The organism is Acidovorax sp. Root219, assembly GCF_001428665.1.
Classification (GTDB): domain Bacteria; phylum Pseudomonadota; class Gammaproteobacteria; order Burkholderiales; family Burkholderiaceae_C; genus Acidovorax.
On the sequence record NZ_LMIJ01000003.1, the window covers coordinates 285,988 to 306,213 of the forward strand.

At 67.5% G+C, this 20,226-nt stretch carries 16 protein-coding genes and 2 pseudogenes; 8 read left to right on the plus strand and 10 right to left on the minus strand.

The features are described from left to right. Positions 1-48: 48 nt before the first annotated feature. The 5 genes and pseudogenes from urtD to ASE28_RS04225 all read right to left on the minus strand — a co-directional run. A partial coding sequence (urtD, locus tag ASE28_RS04205; protein ID WP_369818114.1) for an urea ABC transporter ATP-binding protein UrtD occupies positions 49-868 on the minus strand: 820 nt, incomplete at its 5' end. 73 nt (positions 869-941) lie between these two features. After that, a pseudogene (gene urtC, locus ASE28_RS04210) lies at positions 942-2,039 on the minus strand (urea ABC transporter permease subunit UrtC); the annotation flags it as partial. 16 nt (positions 2,040-2,055) lie between these two features. Continuing rightward, positions 2,056-3,636: an urea ABC transporter permease subunit UrtB gene (gene urtB, locus ASE28_RS04215; RefSeq protein ID WP_057264911.1), complete on the minus strand. Its 1,581-nt coding sequence runs from the start codon at positions 3,634-3,636 to the stop codon at positions 2,056-2,058. A 122-nt stretch (positions 3,637-3,758) separates the two neighbouring features. After that, positions 3,759-5,021, minus strand: a complete 1,263-nt coding sequence (gene urtA, locus ASE28_RS04220) for an urea ABC transporter substrate-binding protein (protein WP_057201488.1) — start codon at positions 5,019-5,021, stop codon at positions 3,759-3,761. Between the two features lie 235 nt (positions 5,022-5,256). Further along, a complete protein-coding gene (locus ASE28_RS04225; RefSeq protein WP_057201527.1) occupies positions 5,257-5,715 on the minus strand; it encodes an Lrp/AsnC family transcriptional regulator in 459 nt (152 codons plus the stop codon). Between the two features lie 147 nt (positions 5,716-5,862). Between ASE28_RS04225 and ASE28_RS04230 the strand changes: the two genes are divergently transcribed. The 3 genes from ASE28_RS04230 (at position 5,863) to ASE28_RS04240 (ending at position 9,324) form a co-directional block, all read left to right on the plus strand. Then, complete coding sequence (locus ASE28_RS04230; RefSeq protein WP_057265010.1) at positions 5,863-6,471, plus strand: glutathione S-transferase; 609 nt, start codon at positions 5,863-5,865, stop codon at positions 6,469-6,471. Positions 6,472-6,568: 97 nt separating this feature from the next. Next, positions 6,569-8,842, plus strand: a complete 2,274-nt coding sequence (locus tag ASE28_RS04235) for a xanthine dehydrogenase family protein molybdopterin-binding subunit (RefSeq protein ID WP_057264913.1) — start codon at positions 6,569-6,571, stop codon at positions 8,840-8,842. A 20-nt stretch (positions 8,843-8,862) separates the two neighbouring features. Then, positions 8,863-9,324, plus strand: a complete 462-nt coding sequence (locus ASE28_RS04240) for a (2Fe-2S)-binding protein (RefSeq protein WP_057264915.1) — start codon at positions 8,863-8,865, stop codon at positions 9,322-9,324. Here ASE28_RS04240 and ASE28_RS04245 read toward each other — a convergent pair. Beyond that, the gene (locus tag ASE28_RS04245) at positions 9,321-10,394 is read right to left on the minus strand and encodes a sensor domain-containing diguanylate cyclase (protein ID WP_057264917.1); all 1,074 of its coding nucleotides are present in this window, start codon (positions 10,392-10,394) and stop codon (positions 9,321-9,323) included. The genes ASE28_RS04240 and ASE28_RS04245 overlap by 4 nt on opposite strands. A 14-nt stretch (positions 10,395-10,408) precedes the next feature. Further along, positions 10,409-11,596, minus strand: a complete 1,188-nt coding sequence (locus ASE28_RS04250) for a DUF917 family protein (protein ID WP_057264919.1) — start codon at positions 11,594-11,596, stop codon at positions 10,409-10,411. Positions 11,597-11,762: 166 nt separating this feature from the next. Between ASE28_RS04250 and ASE28_RS04255 the strand changes: the two genes are divergently transcribed. Further along, entirely contained in the window at positions 11,763-12,467 is a 705-nt protein-coding gene (locus ASE28_RS04255; protein WP_057201492.1) for a DUF3334 family protein, read from the plus strand. A 39-nt stretch (positions 12,468-12,506) separates the two neighbouring features. After that, positions 12,507-13,208, plus strand: a pseudogene (locus ASE28_RS33485) (DUF6597 domain-containing transcriptional factor); the annotation flags it as partial. Between the two features lie 52 nt (positions 13,209-13,260). On the opposite strand, the gene ASE28_RS04260 reads toward ASE28_RS33485, so the two are convergent. Continuing rightward, positions 13,261-13,983, minus strand: coding sequence for a glutathione S-transferase family protein (locus tag ASE28_RS04260; protein WP_057264922.1), 723 nt, complete (start codon positions 13,981-13,983; stop codon positions 13,261-13,263). 74 nt (positions 13,984-14,057) lie between these two features. Here ASE28_RS04260 and ASE28_RS04265 point away from each other — a divergent pair, with 74 nt between their 5' ends. Beyond that, positions 14,058-14,957: a LysR family transcriptional regulator gene (locus ASE28_RS04265; protein WP_057264924.1), complete on the plus strand. Its 900-nt coding sequence runs from the start codon at positions 14,058-14,060 to the stop codon at positions 14,955-14,957. A gap of 93 nt (positions 14,958-15,050) precedes the next feature. Beyond that, complete coding sequence (locus tag ASE28_RS04270) at positions 15,051-15,683, plus strand: FMN-binding negative transcriptional regulator (protein WP_057265012.1); 633 nt, start codon at positions 15,051-15,053, stop codon at positions 15,681-15,683. 18 nt (positions 15,684-15,701) lie between these two features. Here ASE28_RS04270 and ASE28_RS04275 read toward each other — a convergent pair whose 3' ends face one another. Further along, a complete protein-coding gene (locus ASE28_RS04275; protein WP_057265014.1) occupies positions 15,702-18,686 on the minus strand; it encodes an EAL domain-containing protein in 2,985 nt (994 codons plus the stop codon). Between the two features lie 270 nt (positions 18,687-18,956). Then, complete coding sequence (locus ASE28_RS04280) at positions 18,957-19,853, minus strand: hypothetical protein (protein WP_057264927.1); 897 nt, start codon at positions 19,851-19,853, stop codon at positions 18,957-18,959. Between the two features lie 205 nt (positions 19,854-20,058). Between ASE28_RS04280 and ASE28_RS31870 the strand changes: the two genes are divergently transcribed. Continuing rightward, positions 20,059-20,223: a hypothetical protein gene (locus tag ASE28_RS31870; RefSeq protein ID WP_157421862.1), complete on the plus strand. Its 165-nt coding sequence runs from the start codon at positions 20,059-20,061 to the stop codon at positions 20,221-20,223. The last annotated feature ends 3 nt before the right edge of the window (positions 20,224-20,226 follow it).

Below are 20,226 nucleotides of genomic sequence, written 5' to 3' on the forward strand. Positions count from 1 at the left end.
ACCCTTGGCAAAGGCATGCAGCGACAACAGGAAGCACAGACGAACCCATCACCGCCCCAAATAGACCTCAATCACCCGCTCGTCCGACTGCACCTGGTCCAACGTCCCCTGCGCCAACACAGACCCATCGCACAGCACAGTCACGATCTCCGAGATCGTGCGGATGAACCCCATGTCATGCTCCACCACCATCAGCGAGTGCTTGCCCTTCAGGGTCAGGAACAGCTCGGCCGTGCGAGCCGTCTCGTCATCCGTCATCCCCGCAACGGGTTCGTCCAGAAGCAGCAGCTTGGGGTCCTGCATCAGCAGCATCCCGATCTCCAGCCACTGCTTTTGCCCATGGCTCAAATTCCCAGCCATGCGTGCCACGCTGCCCGCCAGGTGAATCGTGTGCAGGATCTCTGCCAGCCGGTCGGACTGGGCGGAGTCGAGCTTGAAGAACAGGCTCGACGACACGCCCTTGTGGGTCTTGAGGGCGAGTTCGAGGTTCTCGAACACGGTGAGCTGCTCGAACACCGTGGGCTTCTGGAACTTGCGGCCGATCCCCAGGCTGGCGATCTCGGGCTCGTTGTGGCGCAGCAGGTCGATGGTGCTGCCGAAGAACACCGTGCCACTGTCGGGCCGGGTCTTGCCGGTGATGATGTCCATCATCGTCGTCTTGCCAGCCCCGTTGGGGCCGATGATGCAGCGCAGCTCGCCGGGGGCGATGTCGAGGCTCAGGTTGTTGATGGCCTTGAAGCCGTCGAAGCTCACGTTCACGTCTTCGAGGTACAAAATGCGGCCGTGCGTGACGTCCACCTCGCCGGGCGTGGCGATGCGCGAGAAGCCGGCGGCGCGGCCGCCCGATTCGGTCTGGCCGGAGGCCACCNCGCCCTCTTCCATCAGGTCCGGGGTCATTGCGTGCCTCCCTTCTTGTCGTCGTTGTTCTTCTTGCTGCCGAAACCGAATTTCTTCACCAGCCCCACCACGCCATTGGGCAGGAACAGCGTGACCGCGATGAACAGGGCACCGAGGAAGTACAGCCAGAACTCCGGCGCCGTGACGGTGAGCCAGCTCTTGGCGCCGTTGACGATGAAGGCGCCGACGATGGGGCCGATCAGCGTGGCGCGGCCACCCACGGCGGCCCACACCGCGATCTCGATGGAGTTGGCGGCGCTCATCTCACCGGGGTTGATGATGCCGACCTGGGGCACGTACAGCGCGCCCGCCACGCCGCACATCATGGCGCTGATGGTCCAGATGGTGAGCTTATAGGGCAGTGGCGAGTAGCCCGAGAACATGACGCGGGTCTCGGCGTCGCGTACGGCCTGCAGCACGCGGCCGAATTTGCTGCGCACCAGCCAGCGCGCCATGAGGAAGAAGCCGAGCAGGGTGAGCCCCGTGAGGACGAACAGCAACATGCGCATGTTCTGCGTGGCAATCGGCTGGCCCAGGATGCGCTTGAAGTCCGTAAAGCCGTTGTTGCCGCCAAAACCCGTCTCGTTGCGAAAGAACAGCAGCATGGCGGCATACGTCATGGCCTGGGTGATGATGGAGAAGTACACGCCCTTGATGCGCGAGCGGAAGGCGAAGTAGCCGAACACGAAGGCCACCAGGCCGGGCACGGCCACCACCAGGATGAGCGTAGCCACGAAGCTGTCGGACAGCATCCAGTGCCAGGGCAGCTCCTTCCAGTCGAGAAACACCATGAAGTCGGGCAGCTCGCTCTTGTAGTTGCCGTCGCGGCCGATCTGGCGCATGAGGTACATGCCCATCACGTAGCCGCCCAGCGCAAAGAACAAACCGTGGCCCAGGCTCAGGATGCCGGTGTAGCCCCAGATCAGGTCCATGGCCAGCGCGCAGATGGCGTAGCACATGATCTTGCCGAGCAGGGCCACGGCGTAGTCGCTCATGTGGAACACGCTGCCGGCGGGCACCACCAGGTTGAGCAGCGGCGCCAGGGCGCAGACCACGATGAGGGCGACGATGAAGGCCGACCAGCCGGTGCGCGTGAGCAGCGGGGCCGGGGCGGGCAGTTGGAGAGAAGGCTTGGTAGTCATGGTATGTCTTGCCCGCTCAATCAGCAGTGCGGCCCTTCACCGCGAAGATGCCCTGCGGCCGCTTCTGGATGAAGATGATGATGAACACGAGCACGGCGATCTTGGCCAGCACGGCGCCGGCCCAGCCTTCGAGGAACTTGTTGAGCACTCCGAGGCCCAGCGCCGCGTACACGGTGCCGGCCAGCTGGCCCACGCCGCCCAGCACCACGACCATGAAGGCGTCGACGATGTAGCTCTGGCCCAGGTCGGGGCCGACGTTGCCCACCTGGCTCAGTGCGCAGCCGGCCAGGCCGGCGATGCCCGAGCCCAGCGCGAAGGCCATGGTGTCCACGCGCGCGGTGTTGACGCCCATGCAGGAGGCGATGGGCCGGTTCTGCGTGACGCCACGCACGAACAGGCCCAGGCGCGTGCGCCCGATGAGCCAGCCCATGGACAGCAGCACGGCGATGGCAAAGCCGATGATCACGAGGCGGTTGTAGGGCAGCGTGAGGTTGGAGAGCACCTGCACGCCGCCACTCATCCAGGCGGGGTTTTCCACGCCCACGTTCTGCGCGCCGAAGATCGTGCGCACCAGCTGCATCAGCACCAGGCTGATGCCCCAGGTGGCCAGCAGCGTCTCCAGCGGGCGGCCATACAGGAAGCGCAGCACACTGCGTTCGAGCACCGCGCCCACCAGGGCCGATGCGCCGAAGGCCAGCGGCACCGCGGCCACCAGGTACCAGTCGAAGGCGCCGGGCAGGTACTTCTGGAACAGGCCCTGCACCACGTAAGTGGCGTAGGCGCCGATCATCATCAGCTCGCCGTGGGCCATGTTGATCACGCCCATCAGGCCGTAGGTGATGGCCAGGCCCAGCGCCACCAGCAGCAGGATGGACCCCAGGCTGATGCCCGAGAACGCAGCGCCCAGGCGCTCGCCCCAAGCGAGCTCGCCGTCGATGGCTTTCAGGGCGGCCTGCAGCGCAGCCTTGACCTTGGCATCCTCTTCCACCGTGACGCGCTCGTTGAGCAAGAGGCGCGTGTCGGGCGTGGCGCTCAGCGACAGGGCCTGCGCGGCGGAGATGCGCTGGGCGGCGTCTTCGCTGCCCAGCAGGGTGGCGGAGCGGGCCAGTTCCAGCTGGGCCTTGATGGCAGGCTGCGTCTCTTGCGCCAGGGCCTTGTCCAGCAGCGGCAGGCGGCCAGCGTCGGGCTCGCGGGTCAGGGCCTTGGCAGCAGCCAGGCGCTTGGCGTCGTCCTTGCCGAACAGGGCCAAGCCGGCCATGGCGGTGTCGATCTCACCGCGCATGCGGTTGTTGTTGATGACGTCTTCGGCGTCGTCGGGCACGGGCACCTCGCTCCCTGTGGCGGGGTCGATGCCCTTGCCATCACGCACGATGATGGCGGCCTTGCCCGCGCCGACGATCTTCACCTCGTCATCGGCCAGGGCCTTGAGGAAGGCGGCGATGCGCTCGTCGGGCTGCACGATGGCCTGCTGCACGGCGGCCACGCGCTCGTCGGTGTCGCCGGCGGCCATGGCCAGCGCCTGCTCGGCCGTGAGCGCCTGCGCGGGGCCGGCCCACGCCAGCAGGCACAGCCATGCCATCGAAAGAAATCTGAACATAGTGCGTCAGTCAATGCCTGTGGAGGCACCCCGCAGGACGAGGTGCGCCCGGAAAGAAAAAAGGGAGGGGCACGGCAGCGCCCCTCCCCTTGCAAGGCGCCTGTCCGCCTTGGGCGATGCCGTTACTTCTTGGCAGGCTCGTCAGGCTTCTTGTCGTTGCCTTCGATGTAGGGGCTCCATGGCTTGGCCTTGACGGGGCCGGGCGTCTTCCACACCACGTTGAACTGGCCATCTGCCTTGATCTCGCCGATGAACACGCTCTTGTGCAGGTGGTGGTTCTTTTCGTCCATCTTGGAGACGATGCCCGACGGTGCCTTGAAGGTCTGGCCGGCCATGGCGGCGATGACCTTGTCGACATCGGTGCTCTTGGCCTTTTCGACAGCCTGCTTCCACATGTTGATGCCGATGTAGGTGGCTTCCATCGGGTCGTTGGTCAGCGGTTTGTCCTTGTGGCCGGCGATGCCCTTGGCCTTGGCGTAGTCGCCCCACTTCTTGATGAACTCGGTGTTGGCCGGGCTCTTGATGGACTGGAAGTAGTTCCAGGCGGCCAGGTGGCCCACCAGCGGCTTGGTGTCCACGCCGCGCAGCTCTTCCTCGCCCACCGAGAAGGCGACCACAGGCACGTCCTTGGCCTTCAGGCCGGCGTTGCCCAGTTCCTTGTAGAAGGGCACGTTGGAGTCACCGTTGATGGTGGAGACCACGGCCGTCTTGCCGCCCTGGCTGAACTTCTTGATGTCGGCGACGATAGTCTGGTAATCGGCGTGGCCGAAGGGGGTGTACTTCTCGTCGATGTCGCTGTCCTTCACGCCCTTGGACTTGAGGTAGGCGCGCAGGATCTTGTTGGTGGTGCGGGGGTACACGTAGTCGGTGCCCAGCAGCACCCAGCGCTTGGCGCTGCCGCCGTCCTTGCTCATCAGGTAGTCCACTGCGGGGATGGCCTGCTGATTGGGCGCGGCGCCGGTGTAGAACACGTTCTTGGAGAGCTCTTCACCCTCGTACTGCACGGGGTAGAACAGCAGGCCGTTCATTTCCTCGACCACGGGCAGCACGGACTTGCGGCTCACCGAGGTCCAGCAGCCGAAGATCACCGAGACCTTGTCCTGGCCGAGCAGCTGCTTGGTCTTTTCGGCGAACAGGGGCCAGTTGGAGGCGGGGTCGACGATCACGGGCTCGAGCTTCTTGCCGAGCACGCCGCCCTTGGCGTTGATCTCGTCGATGGCCATCAGCACGGTGTCCTTGAGCACGGTTTCCGAGATGGCCATGGTGCCCGACAGGCTGTGCAGGATGCCGACCTTGATGGTGTCCTGGGCATGGGCTGGCAGGGCAGACAGGCCAGCGAGCGCAGCGACGGCCGCGAGGGCCTTGAGGGAATAACGACGTTGCATGTGTGCTTCTCCAGTAGAGGGGTTCAAACCGCTTCGCCCGATGGCCCTGTGGGGCTGATGGATCGGTCGATGGAATGGATTCTGGAGACAGGCCCCCGGATCGGAAATACGCCGGGTGGCGTACACGGCCAGTTACAAGCGGGGCAAAAATCGCCACTTCACCTAAGCTGCCAGGTCGCTTTCAGCTACTAAAAGCAGAGCAAAGACCGTCTCCTCGGCATACGCCACCGCCCGCTCAGCGCGCCGGCCGCTTGAGCGCATGCACGGTGGTGGTCTTGCGCACCGGGCTGGACAGCACCAGCGAGGTGGTCACGCCGCCGTGCCGGGCCAGCGCATCGACCACGCGCTGCAGGTCCTCGGGCTCGGCGATGGCGCAGCGCACGATGAAGCAGTCCTCGCCGGTCACGCGGTCGGCTTCGAGCACCTCGGGCATGGCCTCGAACAGCTTCACGTAGGGCGCGATACCGGCATGCGTGGTCTGTATGCGGATGAGGGCCTGCAGCCGCACGCCAATGGCGCGCAGGTTGACCCGGGCGCCGTAGCCCTCGATCACACCCGCGTCTTCGAGCTTGCGCACGCGCTCGCTCATGGCCGGCTGCGACAGGCCGATGCGCTTGCCCAGGGCGGCCAGGCTCTGGCGGGCGTCGGTCTGCAGGGCTTCGAGGATGAGCCAGTCTTTCTTGTCGAGTTGCATGGTGCTGCGTGTGGAAAAGGGGTTGCGCCGGGGCCGATCATCCATCGGTTTGGTGCCCATTGTTCCGATGCCCTGCCCTTCCCGTTCAGCGCGTGGGGGGCTATCGTCTGGAGCGTGTTCACGGTCTTTTCAGGAAACAAACCCATGCTGCAGTTGGTTGGAATGCTCGATTCGCCCTATGTCCGCCGCGTCGCCATCGCGCTCACGGTGCTCGATGTGCCGTTCACGCACCTGCCGCTGTCGGTGTTCAGCAGCTTCGATGCGTTCGGCAGCATCAACCCGGTGGTCAAGGCCCCGACCCTGGTCTGCGACGACGGCGGCGTGCTCATGGATTCGACGCTGATACTGCAGTGGGCGGCCACGCTGTCCTTGCACCGGCTGCAGCCAGCAGGCGGCCCGGCGCTGCGGCGCGCGCTGCACCTCACAGGCCTGGCACTGGCGGCATGCGAAAAGGCGGTGCAGATCGTCTACGAGCACCAGCTGCGGCCCGCTGAGAAGCTGCACACGCCCTGGCTGCAGCGCGTGACCGGCCAGTTGCTGGCCGCCTGCGCGCTGCTGGAGGCAGAACTGGCGCGCGAGCCCCTGCCCGCGCCCGCGCAGGAAATCGGCGACGCGGGCATCACCAGCGCCGTGGCCTGGGGTTTCATGCAGATGATGGTGCCCGACACCGTGGCGGCGGCTGGCTACCCGGCGCTGGCGGCCTATGCCGAGCAGGCGGAGCGGTTGCCGGCCTTTGCGGCACTGCCTGCGCGCTGAATCGGACCCTTGTGTCGCCTGGGCGCGTCGCGCCGGGACCCCTGCCGGTATACGATGGCCCCCTACCCATCGCTCCGACGAGAGGCAGGCAACAACCATGGTGAAACGACGCACAGTGCTCTGGGGAGGCGCCGCCACGGCCGGCGCGCTGGTGATCGGCTGGGGGGCGCTGCCCCCGCGCCAGCGCCTGCGCACGGGCGCGCCCCTGCCCACGGCGGGCGGCCAGGCAGCGCTCAACGGCTGGCTCAAGATCGGTGCCGACAACACCGTCACAGTCATGATGGCCAAGGCCGAGATGGGCCAGGGCACACACACCGGGCTGGCCGCCATCCTGGCCGAGGAGCTCGATGCCGACTGGGCCCAGGTGCGGCTGGAGATGGCGCCCATCGACGACATCTACAACAACCTGGCCACGGTGGTCGATGGCCTGCCCTTCCACCCCGACAACGATGGCTCCATGAAGGCCGTGGCCGGCTGGCTCACCGCCAAGACCATGCGCGAGGTGGGCGTGATGATGACCGGCGGCTCGTCCAGCATCAAGGACCTGTGGCGGCCCATGCGCGAGGCCGGCGCCAGCGCCCGGGCCATGCTGGTGCGCGCGGCGGCCGCGCAGTGGAACGTGCAGGCCACCGAGTGCAGTGTGCAGGCCGGCGTGGTCGAGCATGCCGCGGGCCAGCGCGCCCGCTTCGGCGAGCTGGCGGCCCTGGCCGCGCAGCAACCGCTGCCGGGCAAGGTGGCGCTCAAGGAGCCGGCGCAGTTTCGCCTCATCGGCAAGCCGCTCACGCGCATCGAGGCGCGCGGCAAGCTTGATGGCAGCGCCGTGTTCGGCATCGACGCGAATCCGCCCGGTCTGCTGCATGCCGCCGTGGTGATGTGCCCCACGCGCGGCGGCAAGGTGGCGCGCATGGACGGCGCCGCCGCCGAGAAGCTGCCCGGCGTGAAGAAGGTGCTGGCCGTGGACGCCCTGAACGGCGGCACCGGCGCCGTGGCCGTGATCGCCGACACGCCCTGGCATGCGCGCAAGGCCGTGGCCGCCGTCACGGTGGAATGGGACCACGGCCCGGCGGCCGCGCTGTCAAACGCGGCGGTGTACACGCAACTGGCCCAGGCGCTGGACCAGGCCAAGGGCTTTGGCTACCACCAGAGCGGCGATGCCGAGGTGGCCATGCAGGGTGCTGCGCGCACCCTCACGGCCGACTACCGCGCGCCCTACCTGGCCCATGCGGCACTGGAGCCCATCAACTGCACGGTGCAGTTCAGGGACGGAGCGGCGACGGTGTGGACCTCCACCCAGGTACCCGACCTGGCGCGCACGGCTGCGGCCAAGGTGCTGGGCATTGCCGAGGACAAGGTGGACGTGCAGCAGTTGCTGCTGGGCGGCGGCTTCGGCCGGCGGCTGGAGGTGGACTACGTGGCCCAGGCCGCCGCCATTGCGCGCGAGGCCGGTGGCGCGCCGGTGCAGACGCTGTGGACGCGCGAGCAGGACACGCAGCACGATTTCTACCGCCCTGCGTGCATGGCGCGCTTCAAGGCCGGCTTTGATGGCGAGGGCCGGCTGGTGGCGTGGGAAAACCTCTCGGTGGGCCAAGCCATCGTGCCGCAGGTGCTCGGCCGCATCTTCGGCCTGCCCGGGGCCGGGCCGGACAAGACCACCTCGGAAGGCGCTTTCGACCAGCCCTACGAATGGCCCAACGCACGCATTGCGCACGAGATCATCGCGCTGCCGCTGCCCGTGGGCTTCTGGCGCTCGGTCGGGCATTCGCACCAGGCCTTCTTCAAGGAAAGCTTCATGGACGAGGCAGCCGCTGCGGCCAAGCAGGACCCGGTGGCCTTTCGCGCCAGCCTGCTGCAAAAGCACCCGCGCCACCTGCATGTGCTGAAGAAGGCGGCCGAGCTGGCGGGCTGGGGCCAGCCGCTGGCAGCCGATGCATCGGGCGCGAAACGCGCACGGGGCATTGCGCTGCACCAGTCCTTCGGCTCCATCGTGGCGCAGGTGGCCGAGGTGTCGGTGGCGGCGGACAGCAAGGCCATCCGCGTGCACCGCGTGGTCTGCGTGATCGACTGCGGCGCGGCCATCAACCCCAACCTCATCACCCAGCAGATGGAGAGCGCCGTGGTCTTCGGCCTCACGGCTGCGCTGCATGGCGAGATCACCGTGGACAAGGGCCAGGTGCAGCAGGCCAACTTCCACGACTACCCCCTGCTGCGCATGGCCGAGTGCCCGCGCATCGAGGTGCATATCGTGCAGAGCGCCGAGCCGCCCGAGGGCGTGGGCGAGCCGGGCGTGCCGCCCATCGCCCCCGCCGTGGCCAACGCCCTCTTCGCGCTGAACGGCCAGCGCCTGCGCAGCCTGCCGCTGCGCCTGGCCTGACCCCTACAGGAGCCCCATCCATGCCCACCACCCTTCGCATCAACGGCAAGGCCGTCGCCGTCAACGCCGAGCCCGATACGCCCCTGCTGTGGGTGCTGCGCGGCGAGCTGCACATGAACGGCACCAAATTCGGCTGCGGCATGGCGCTGTGCGGCGCCTGCACCGTGCACCTGAACGGCGAGCCCACGCGCGCCTGCGTCACACCGCTGTCGGCGGTGGGCGAGGCCGACGTGACCACCATCGAAGGCCTGGTCGGCCCCCAGGCCGAGGCCCTGCGCAACGCCTGGATTGCGCTGGATGTGGCCCAGTGCGGCTACTGCCAGAGCGGCCAGCTCATGTCGGCCTGCGCGCTGCTGGGCAAGACCGCGCGCCCCACGGATGCGGACATCGACGCTGCCATGTCGGGCAATGCCTGCCGCTGCGGCACCTATCCGCGCATCCGCGCAGCGATCCACCAGGCCGCTGGCGGCAAGGTGGGCTAGCTGGCTAGCGCCCGGCCCTGGGCGGGGTCTGGATCGGGTTCGGGTTCGGGATCGAGCACGATGAGCATGTCGGCGCGGGCTGGGGGCGACGGTGCGGCCACCTGTACGTTGTTGCGGCCCGCCTGCTTGGCCCGGTAGAGCGCCTTGTCGGCGGTGTTGACCAGCTCCTCGAAGCCCGCGCCGGGCTCGGCGTACAGGGTGGCCAAGCCGATGCTCACCGTGACGGTGACGCAGGCGCCCTCCGCATCCACGGGCACGTTGTGGTCCGATACGCCCTGGCGCAGCAGCTCGGCCAGGCGCAGAGCACCGGGGGCATCGATGCCCGGCAGCACGATGACGAACTCTTCGCCCCCGTAGCGGGCCACGATGTCCACCGCCATGCGCGAGCGCGCCAGACAGGCCTGGGCCACCGCGCAGATCACCCGGTCACCCGCCAGATGGCCCCAGGCGTCGTTGACGGCCTTGAAATGGTCGATATCCACCACCATCAGCGACAGCGGCTGGCCCAGCTGCGCGGTGCGTTGGCACTCGCGGGCGCCCAGGTCCATCAGCGTGCGCCGGTTGGACAGGCCGGTGAGCGCATCGCAGGCAGCCAATTGTTCCAGCGCCGTGTTGAGCTGCTGCAGCAGCGCGTTCTGCTCGCGCAACTGGCGGTTGATCTGTGCGATCTCGTCTTCCTTGCGCTTGCGGTCGTCGATGTTGAAGGTCACTCCGATCAGGCGCTTGCCCGGGGTATCGGTATGGCCGTCCATGATGCGGCCGTAGTTGGCATACCAGACCCATTCGCCGCTCTTGGCGCGCAACCTGAACTCGCAGCGGTACTGCGGCGTGATGCCCGACATGTGGTCGGACACGGCTTGCTGCACCGTCCCCAGGTCATCGGGGTGGAACAGGCCGTAGACGTCCTGCAGGCCCGAGACGATCTCCTCCTCGGTGAAGCCCAGCTCCAGGAAGGTCTTGGTGGCCTTGCGGGTCACGTTGCCGGTGACCAGATCGTTCTCCCACAGGTCCAGGCCGGCCGCTTCCAGGGCCAGCTCCAGCCGCTCCCGGTTCAGGTCTGCTTCACCCATGGCGGCCAGCCGGTTCAGGCCGAAGGCATCGCGCCTGCGTAGCCGATGTTGCGCAGCAGCGCTGCGAACGATGCCACCACGCCCGGCGTGCTGTACAGCTGGGGTGCCGTGGCCACCTGGATCACGCTGACCTGCTTGCCCGTGCTCTGGCCGGTGGCGGCATTGAAGTAGACCGCCAGGTCGTCGCTGGCGTTGGAGAAGCCCCGGCCCGTGCTTTCGGAGTAGTAGCAGATCGAGTCGGGCGCGATGATGTCGGGCGAGATGCTCGCCGTGCTGTACATGATCAGGTTCTCGTTGAGGTTGTACAGGTAGTGTGTTGCCGTGCTCTGGCTGGGATCCTGGGCATTGTCCAGGCGAATGACCCCTGAGTCCAGCGAGGAAGTGCTGGAGGTGGATTGCGTGACCGCCGTGATGTAGAAATTGGTCAGCACCGCCTGGGCCGCGCGCCCGGTCAGCTGGCTGATGTTGGCGGCCACGGCCGCCGTGGAAGGCGGCGTCTGCGCCTTCAGCAGCGAAAGCCCCAGCTGGCGCGCCTGCTCCAGCGTGCCGGGAATGTAGTTGCCCGACAGCGCATAGCCATTGCCCTTGTTGGACGGCCACATGGCGATGCCCGAGTACCCGCCAAAACCGCCGACCACCCCACCCGCCAGCGTTTCCACCTTGTCCGCCGTGGGCGCACCCAGCACGGCCGATTCGACCAGCGGTGAAGGGGGGGCGTCGCTGGCCAGCGCGCAGGGGCAGGGTGCCAGTTGCGCGCTGCCCGTGAAGGTGGTCTGCGGCAGTTCGGGTACCGCGCGGCCTGCACCGTCGCCATTGACCACGTAGATCGTGCCGCGGGACATTCCGGCCCCGATCAGGGGCACCAGCGAGTTGATGGGGCCGATTTCCACCGGAATCACACAGCCCAGCGGCCAGCCGGTGGCCTGTTCGAACACCTGCGAGGTGTTGGTGATGGAGTTTTGGATGGCAGTGAGGGTCAGCCCGTCGGCGGCATCGGGCGAGCCCATGATGGCCAGCACGCAGGCAGGGGTGGCGCCATCGTAGTCCTTGACGGTCACCGGCGTAAAAGTGCCTTGCTGCGCAAGCTGCCCGAGGATGGTGCAGGCGTCGCCGTAACTGCCTCCGCCGCCACTTGCAAGAATTGCAGCACCCGCTGCGATGGCCTCCAGATCGTCCAGCCCATAGGTATACACAGCGCCCATTGGAATCCTCCCCTTTGAATGGCTGGCACGATACGCCATGCCGCTTGATTGTCAACCCGCAGCATACAGCGGCGCCACAGCGCCTGGAAAGCACTCTGGCCGGGTGCGGCCGCTTCGCCTATGCTCCGTACAGCCCCATTTTCCCGAGCGCACCCGAGCGAACACCATGAGCCACACCGAAACCTCCGTCATCTACGGCACCGAAGACCTGTTGATCAGCCTGTGCAACTCGGTCACCCGCGTGCTCAATGTCGCCACCCACAGCCAGATCCACTACTCGGGCATGGTGCAGCGCATCAGCAAGACCTGCCTGAAACCCGACATCGGCTGCTTCGTGCTGTTCGACGGCGGCTTCTCGGGGCTGGTGATCATCAATTTCTCGGCCCAGGCGGCCATGGAGCTGTATTCGAGCTACCTGCTGAACATGGGTATGTCCAAGGACGACCTGGTCACCTCCTACACCTCGGACGAAGTGAGCAACGTGATGGGCGAGCTCATGAACCAGGTGGTGGGCGACTTCACCGGCAAGGTGCGGCGCGAGCTGCAGACCCACATCACCCAGAACCAGCCCAAGATGCTGGTGCTCAACAAGCAGGTGATGCTCAGCGTGGACGCCAACCTGGACAAGCCCGAGGCCCGGCGCGTGACCTTCTACACCGCCAGCAACAACATCTTCTACCTGGAGCTGGCCATCGACCGCACCGAGTTCATCAAGATGGTGGACTTCGAGGCACAGGACACGCCCGACGCCGATGCACTGATGTCCCAGAACGCACAGGGCACGCAAAACGCGACCGCCCCGACCCCCGCACCGGCGGGCGACAGCGGTGATTCCGCCACGGACGAGCTGCTCAAGTCGCTGGGCATGTAAGCCGCCCCGCCGTCGGCCAGCGAGCATCCGACGCCAACCATGCAACGCCCGCCGCAGGAACCCCTGCCGTACGAAGAGTTGCCTCTGGACTCGCTGGACCCCGAGCGGGTCGAGGCGCTGTGGTGCTACCGTCCCGCCGCTCCCCGCCGCCAGACTGTGCTGCCCGATGGGCGCATGGACCTGGTGGCCCATGCCGTGCTGGATGGCAGCGGTCGCATCGCCACCGTCCGCCTGGCCATTGCCGGCCCGGCGGACCGCCCTGGCACCGTGGCCCACCGCGCCCCTGTCTGGAGCGCGGGCGTGCGCTTCCGGCTCGGCTGGGGCGGCGCCTGCCTGGCATTGGATCCGGCCGCCTTGCTCAACCAGGTACTGACCGGCGCGGCGGTAGAGCGCGCCCTGGGCAACGACTTGGCGTCTGCATTGCTGGCCGCCACCGACACCCCTGGCCTGCAGGCCGCCCTGGTGCAGGCGGCACACCGCCTGTCGCAGCGCGCGGGGCCGCCCGGGCCGGCCCAGGCCCGTGCACTGCAAGCCCTGCGCTGGTGGCGCATGCACCCTGGCGCCCCCCTGCAGGCGATGTGCAGCGCCCTGGCCATGTCCGAGCGCACCCTGCGCCGCGACATGCTGGCCACCGTGGGCCTGCCGCTGCGCAGCCTGGCGGGCATTCTGCGCTTTCAGCGCGCCATGGCGCTGGTGCAGGCGGGGCGAGCGCCCTCGCTCACCGGCCTGGCGCACGATGCGGGCTATGCCGACCAGGCGCACATGACGCGCCAGTTCCGCCGGCTCGGTGGCTTCACGCCTGCGCTGCCCGAGGCCGTGCCGGTGGTGGAAGCGGTATGGCAAGCTCCATCCGCCGGGCCAGCGCCCCCTGGCGCGCACGCAGAAACACGCGAAGCCGGTCCGCATAATCTGCGCCCACGGCGCCCTGCACCGAAGGCCGGGCCGCCAGCACTGAGCGCCAGGCCGCCACGCGTGGCAGGCCTGTGAACACACCGAAGTCACCGATCGGGTCGAACACATCGAAGTAGCGGAACACGGGGCCGAACACCGCATCGACCAGCGTGAAAGCTTCTCCCGCAAAGTAAGGGCCCGCTTCCTGCTGCATGCCCAACTGCACCTCGACCTGCGCGAGCAGGCGCCGGATCTCCCCGGCCCGGCTGGCCAGCGCCGTGTCGTCGGGGGCGTTGTAGAACGTGCCGATGGCCGAGAGCACGGCCGAGCCAAACTCAATCCAGCCGCGGTGCCGCGCCCGGGCCAGCGCGTCCTGCGGGTGCAGGCGGGGCGCGGTGGTCTCGTCCAGGTATTCGCAGATCACGGCCGATTCGAACACCGGCTGGCCATCCACCAGCAGCACCGGCGTCTTGCCCAGTGGCGAGATGGCCAGGAACCAGGCGGGCTTGTCGGCCAGGTCGATGTCGATGCGCTCGAAGGCGACGCCCTTTTCCGCCAGCGCGATGGCGGCCCGCTGGACATAGGGGCAAAGGGGATGGCTGATGAGGGTGAGTGGGTGCGGCATGGTGGTCCTTGAAGGGTGGGAGCCCTGAATCTATGATTGCGCCAACGAAATCAAAATACGCATCGCCGCAAACCATGATTGCACCAACGCAACAACAAGCCACGCCCTACCAGTTGGGTGCCAGCGATCTGGAGAACGTGCTGGCCCTGGTGCGCGCCGGCACGCTGGCAGGTGCCGGGGAACGCCTGGGCGTGGACCCGTCCACGGTGTTCCGCACGCTGCAGCGCATCGAACGCGGGCTGGGGCAGGCGCTGTTCACGCGCTCGCGCACGGGCTACCAGCCGCTGGAGCTGGCCCAGACCCTGGCCGGGCATGCCGAGCACCTGGAGTCGGCCCTTGAATCGGCCCGCTCCGCCGCGCAGGTACAACCCGAGCGTGTGTCGGGCACGGTGCGCATCACCACCACCGACACCATCCTGCACGGCCTGGTGGCGCCTGCGCTGGCGGCGCTGCAGGGGCAGCACCCGCTGCTGCAGTTCGAGCTGCACGCTGGCAACGACCTTGCCAGTCTGACCCGGCGCGACACGGACATCGCCGTGCGCGCCACGCGCCGCCCGCCGCCCCATCTGGTGGGCCGGCAGGTGGGCCCCATCCGCATGGCCCTGTACGCCACCCGGCAGGGGCCCATGCAGCGCTATGCCGATGTCCAGGCAGGACAGGCCTTGTGGGTGGCGCCCGACGATGCACTGCCCGACCACACCTCGGTGCTGTGGCGCAAGCGGCATTTTCCGAAGGCGGTGGCAAGCTACCGCGTGAACAGCATCCTCACCGTGATGGAACTCGTGGCACTGGGGCTGGGGGTGGGGGTGCTGCCGGTCTTCCTGGCCCACGCGCATCCAGGCCTGGTGGCGCTGACCGAGGCGCTCGATGAATGCGAAACCGGGCTGTGGCTGCTCACCCACCCCGAGGCGCGGCACCTGCGCCGCGTGGCCACGGTGTATGCCCACCTGGCGCGCACGCTGGTGCTGGAATGAGGGCCCCAAGCGGGCTTGGCCGCAACGTTCAATACCCCGGGCGCGCGGCAACCCATACTGGGCGCCACCACTGCCCGCCAGATTTCCATCGCCATGCACACCCTGCCCCTTTTCGCCGAGAACGACCCCGCCACTCTGCACCCACTGATGGCGGCCTATCCGCTGGCCACCCTGGTCACCACCAGCGCGGCAGGTGCCAGCGACGTTCACTTGCTGCCACTGGAGCTGCATACGCCCGACGGGGCTGTGGCCTGCCTGCGGGGCCACGTGGTGCGCAGCCATTCCCTGCGCCAGCAGGTGGGCGAAGGCGACAGCCTGATCGCGCTTTTCCAGGGCCCCAACGCCTACATCTCGCCACGCTGGTACGTGAATAGCCAGCGCAGCGCACGCCTGGCACCGAGCTGGAACTACGTCGCAGTGCAGGTGCGCGGGCGCCTGCGCTGGGTGGAGGACGACCCGGCATGGGTACTCACCCACCTGGCGGCCCTCACCGCTGCGCAAGAGGCAGGCCGCGCCGCGCCGTGGTCACTGGACATGGCCGCACCCGACTACGTGGAAAGCGCCGCACGGCACCTGGTGGGGTTCGAGATCGAAATCACGGCATTGGAAGGCAAGCGCTTTTTGTCGCAGCAACGCACCGAGGCCGACCGGCGCAGCCTGGTCGAGCACCTGGAGCGCGAGCTCTCAGGCATGGCGCGCGATGTGGCGCGGCTGATCGTACCCTGACCGCCGCAGCTGCGGGCGTCAGTGGCCAGAGGAGTCGGAGCGGCGCTCGCCGAACAGCCCGCCCTGCCCCGATGGTGGGCCCGAAGCACCGAGCATCTGCACGAACTGCAGGAGCTGCGGGTCTTCGATGAAGCTGGCGGCAGAGGACGCGGTCAGCAGCACCTCGGGCGACTGGGGCCGCGCCACGATGAAGCCTTGCACGTAGTCCACGCCGATCTCGGCCAGGGTCTGCACCGTGGCCTGGTCCTCGGCCCATTCGGCGATGGTCTTCATGCCCAGGTTGCGCGCCAGGCTCACAATGGCCTCGACGATGGCCACATTGGCGGGGTGGCGGTTCATGTTGACGATGAAGTTGCCGTCGATCTTGAGCAGGTCGGAGGGCAGGTCCTTGAGGTACGAGAACGAGGTGTAGCCGGCACCGAAGTCGTCGAGCGCCACCTTGGCGCCGTAAGAGCGCACCTGGCTGATGAAGCGGCGCGTGTTCTCCAGGTCGTGCAGGGCCACGCTCTCGGTGATCTCCAGGCACAGCCAGCTGGCCAGGTGGGGGTGCTCGTCGAACAGCGCGAACACGTCGTCGATGAAGGCCTCGTCGTTGAGCGAAGCACCGCTCAGGTTCAGGCACACGAACTGGGTGCGCCCCAGCTGGCCATGGTGCTTGCCCAGCCACTCGAACACCGTGCCCAGTACCCAACGGTCGATGACGCCCATGCGCCCGCTGTGCTCGCCTGCGGCGATCAGGCGCGGTGTGGGCACCAGCGCGCCGCTGGCATCGCGCATGCGCAGCAGCACCTCGAAGTTGAGCGACTCGGTGGGGGCCGTGAGCGACATGATGGGCTGCATTTCCAGGTACAGGCCCTCGATGCGCTCATCGGACGACAGGCGCTCCACCAGCTTCATCTCCGTCTCGTGGGCAATCAGGCCGGGCGCGTCGCGCTCGTACACCGCCAGGCCCTGCTGCAGGCCGCGCTTGGCATCGCGGCAGGCATGGTCGGCGGTGGAGACGACGTCGCGGATGGTGCTGCCCGGCGCCACTTCGATGAGGCCGATGGAGCCGCGCACGTGGAACGAGCGCGCCCCCACCCGGTAGGGGCTGGTGCAGATGCTGGCAACGATGCCCTGGCTGATGAGCCGGGCCAGCGTGATGTGGGTGTCCGGAAAGACGATGAGGAACTCATCGCCCCCCACGCGACCGATCTGCATGTTGCCCGACAGCATCTGCGAGACGCGCGCGCACACCTGCTGCAGCACATCGTCGCCAGCCGCATGGCCAAACAGGTCGTTGATGAGCTTGAAGCGGTCCAGGTCCAGGTAGGCCAGCGCCAGCGGCTTGCCCTGGTTGCGCTGCGCCAGGGCCGATTCGAGCACCTGCTCGATGCCCCGGCGGTTGAGCACGCGCGTGAGCGCATCGTGGTGGGCCAGCACGCGCAGGTTCTCGGTGGCGCGCGATTTCTCGGTCACGTCCTGCAGCGAGCCTTCGATGCGGCCGCGCGCCTGGGTGGCACGCACCATGAAGCGCCGCGTCAGTTCGCCATCATCGCGCCCGTTCACCGCAAACTCGGTTTCTGTTTCGGATTGGCTGTGCACCATCTGGTCGAGCTGCAGCCAGGCCGCGTCGCCGAACTGCGCGCGCCAAGTGCGCCCGCCGTTGTCCAGCAGGCCATCGCCCAGCATGTCCACCAGCGCAGGGTTGGCACTCAGGAAGCGGCCCTGCAGGTCGAGCGTGAACAGGCCGATGGGCATGGCCTCGTAGGCATATTGCAACTGGGCCTGCACCTCCAGGCGCTTGACGTGCTCCTGGCGCATCTGCTCGGCAATCGCCAGCGCCGCCAGCAGGCTCGACGACAGGGCTGCCGTGACGTGGTTCACGGTGCCCACCAGCACCTTCATGCCATAGGCCGCCGCCACGATCTCCGAAAAGCTCGACAGGAAGGTGACCCCAAGCGATGCGCCATACCACATGGCCACGCGCGAGCGGGTCTTGAACACGATGCGCACCAGGCTCACCGTCATCAGCAACAGGCCCAGGCCGGTGGACACCCACATCATCTGCAGGTACAGGCCGTAGGGCAGGAACACGGCGGCCAGCAGCAGGGGAATGCAGGCCCACTGCGCGCCGCGTATCCAGGGCCCCAGGCGCGAACGGTCCAGGTCTTCCTGGAACAGGCTCTTGTACAGCGTGATGGTCAGAAAACCGTACACCGCCACGGTGAGCGCACGGGTCGGAAACAGCCAGGGCGTGGGCACCAGGTGGCCCAGCCACTGCACGTCCCAGCCGGCAGAGATGGCCCCCACCCGCAGCGTGACCACCAACCAGGCGGCAAACAGCACGTACAGCGACTGCCGGTTGATCAGCGCCGTCATCAGCACGAACATGCCCAGCACCACCAGGCCACCTTCGAGCAGGCCCAGGTTGCGGTGGAACTCCAGCACCGAGGCCTCCAGATCGGCCTGTGCCCACCAGTCGGCCTGCAGGCGTGCAGGCCCGACGAACGCAGCGCGGCAGAGCACGCGCAGGCCCGCGCTGGCCTCGGGCAGGCCAAAACCCGCCTTCATGGGGATCAGGCTGCCACTGGCCTGCTCACGCGTGGCCTGGCCCAGCGATACCAGGCTCGTGCCGTCCCAGCAGGCCATGGCCACGGCGTGGCGCGAGGGGAACAGCAGCGAGGGTGGCTGCGCCATCGAGACCGGCAGGTCCACCAGCAGCCATACGGGTGCCTCGGACAGGTTGGTATCGTGGAAGGACTTGAGTGGCCGGTTCGCCAGCGCGGCAAGGGCCTGCTCAGGGGTGAGTTCTGCGGCCGCCTGTGGCAGCACGCGCATCATCAAGGTGTGGCCGCCGGCCGACAGGTAATTGCTCTGCCAGAACAGCAACGCCCACACCGCCACGCCAGCCATGGCGATAGGAATGATGTAGATGGACATCGTGCGCAGCAGCCAGTCCACAAAGACTACGCCGCGCCGAACCCCTTGCCGTGCGTGCTCCTGCAATCGCGGTGACCCCATGGTTTTGTGTGGTTGCGCAGCCCCCACGGCCACGCGCTGGATGGCGCGTGGTACAGGGCCGAGCAAGGCCGCGACCGCGCGCAATCTTCCATCTTGTCACGGAACACACGGCCTGCATCGCAAGTCTTTGCGCGTTCCCCCTTTTTGTGCGAGTTTACAAAGCAACGGACACAAAAAAGGCCACGGCAGGTGTGGCCTTTTTACCAACAGGTGATTTTTTTGGAAGGACCGGGGCGCAGCTTTCACCCCACCCACCGGGGGTGGGGTTGCTCAGGCAAATGCCCGGTTGCTCATGCGCGGGGGCAGTTCCCGTCCTCGGCCACTGGCCGACACACGGCGCGGGGTCGGCGCCACCACAGCCGGCTTGTTGCTGGCGGGCAGGCCATGTACAGGCACCGGGCCCATGTCGATGTCCGGATGGCGGGTGTGGCAAAAGAAGTTGAGCGCCGGGTGCTGCGCCTGCTGCCAGCGTGCCGGGCCGCTGTCGATGTCGAAGGCCATCACCCGGTGCGGCAGGTTGCCCGCGTGGGCCAGGGGAATGAAGCCCGTGGCAGGGAACAGGTCTTCGAACAGCAGTTGCTCATAGTGCCGGTCGATGGGGGCGCGGCCAGCGGCAATCGCCTGCTCGATGCCCTGGCGCTCGCAGTATTGGAAGGCGGCCTTGATAAGCACCGTCTTCACCAAGCGGCCCATGGTGCCGCCAACGATGCCCAGGCGCGTCACTTCGGCCAGGTGCATGCCGTCCATCCATGCCGGCAGCTCGACCGACTGCTCCACACTGAGCGCGCGAAAACGGTTGCTCTGGATGCGCGCAGTACCCAAGGGAGAGCCGTCGAGCTTGGACTCGGCCAGCAGCACCACGACCCCGTCCTCATAGTCCGTGGCCTCGGGCTCCTGCAGTTGGTGTGCCAGGTCGGGCACATGGCGCGCATAGGCCGCGTGGCGGATGTGCACGGCCTTGCGCAGGTCAGCCTCGTTCCTGACCAGGCGCACCCAGAAGGGCAGGCGTTCTTCCTTGGCGGCCAGGCGGTTGAGCGCGTCCATGCGCGTGGGGCGCAAGGCAGTGCGCGCCTCGCGCTCCTTGGATGCCACGCCAAAGGCCCGCGACGGCAGCGGCGGATGCACACGCACGGTGGGGGCGGGAGCTGTGGCGATGGACTCAAACATGATCGGGCCTCGGTGACAAGAAAAAATTGGCAAATAGCGCAATTCCACTGTAGAGGCCGCTCCGGTTTTCTTGAGTCGGGGCGGGGATGGAAACCCTGTCTCTTTTTTTCGGACAGGCCTGGTGCGAAGTTGCCTGACAGGCCTGTCTCCCTGGCGGGTAGTGGCGTGTCTCTCTGGGATCGATGGAGTTCGAAGCCTTGTATGCGTGGCCGCACGCATCCGCGAACAGGCCCTGGCGCGACACCTGGGCGTGCCACCCATGGCGCGCAACCGCATCGTGACGCGGGTGCGCAGGGCGCAGGGGGTCGTAGGCCTGTCCTACACCGGGCCAATGGGCCGTCCTATCCGGGCCGCGCGCCATGGCGCATAGATT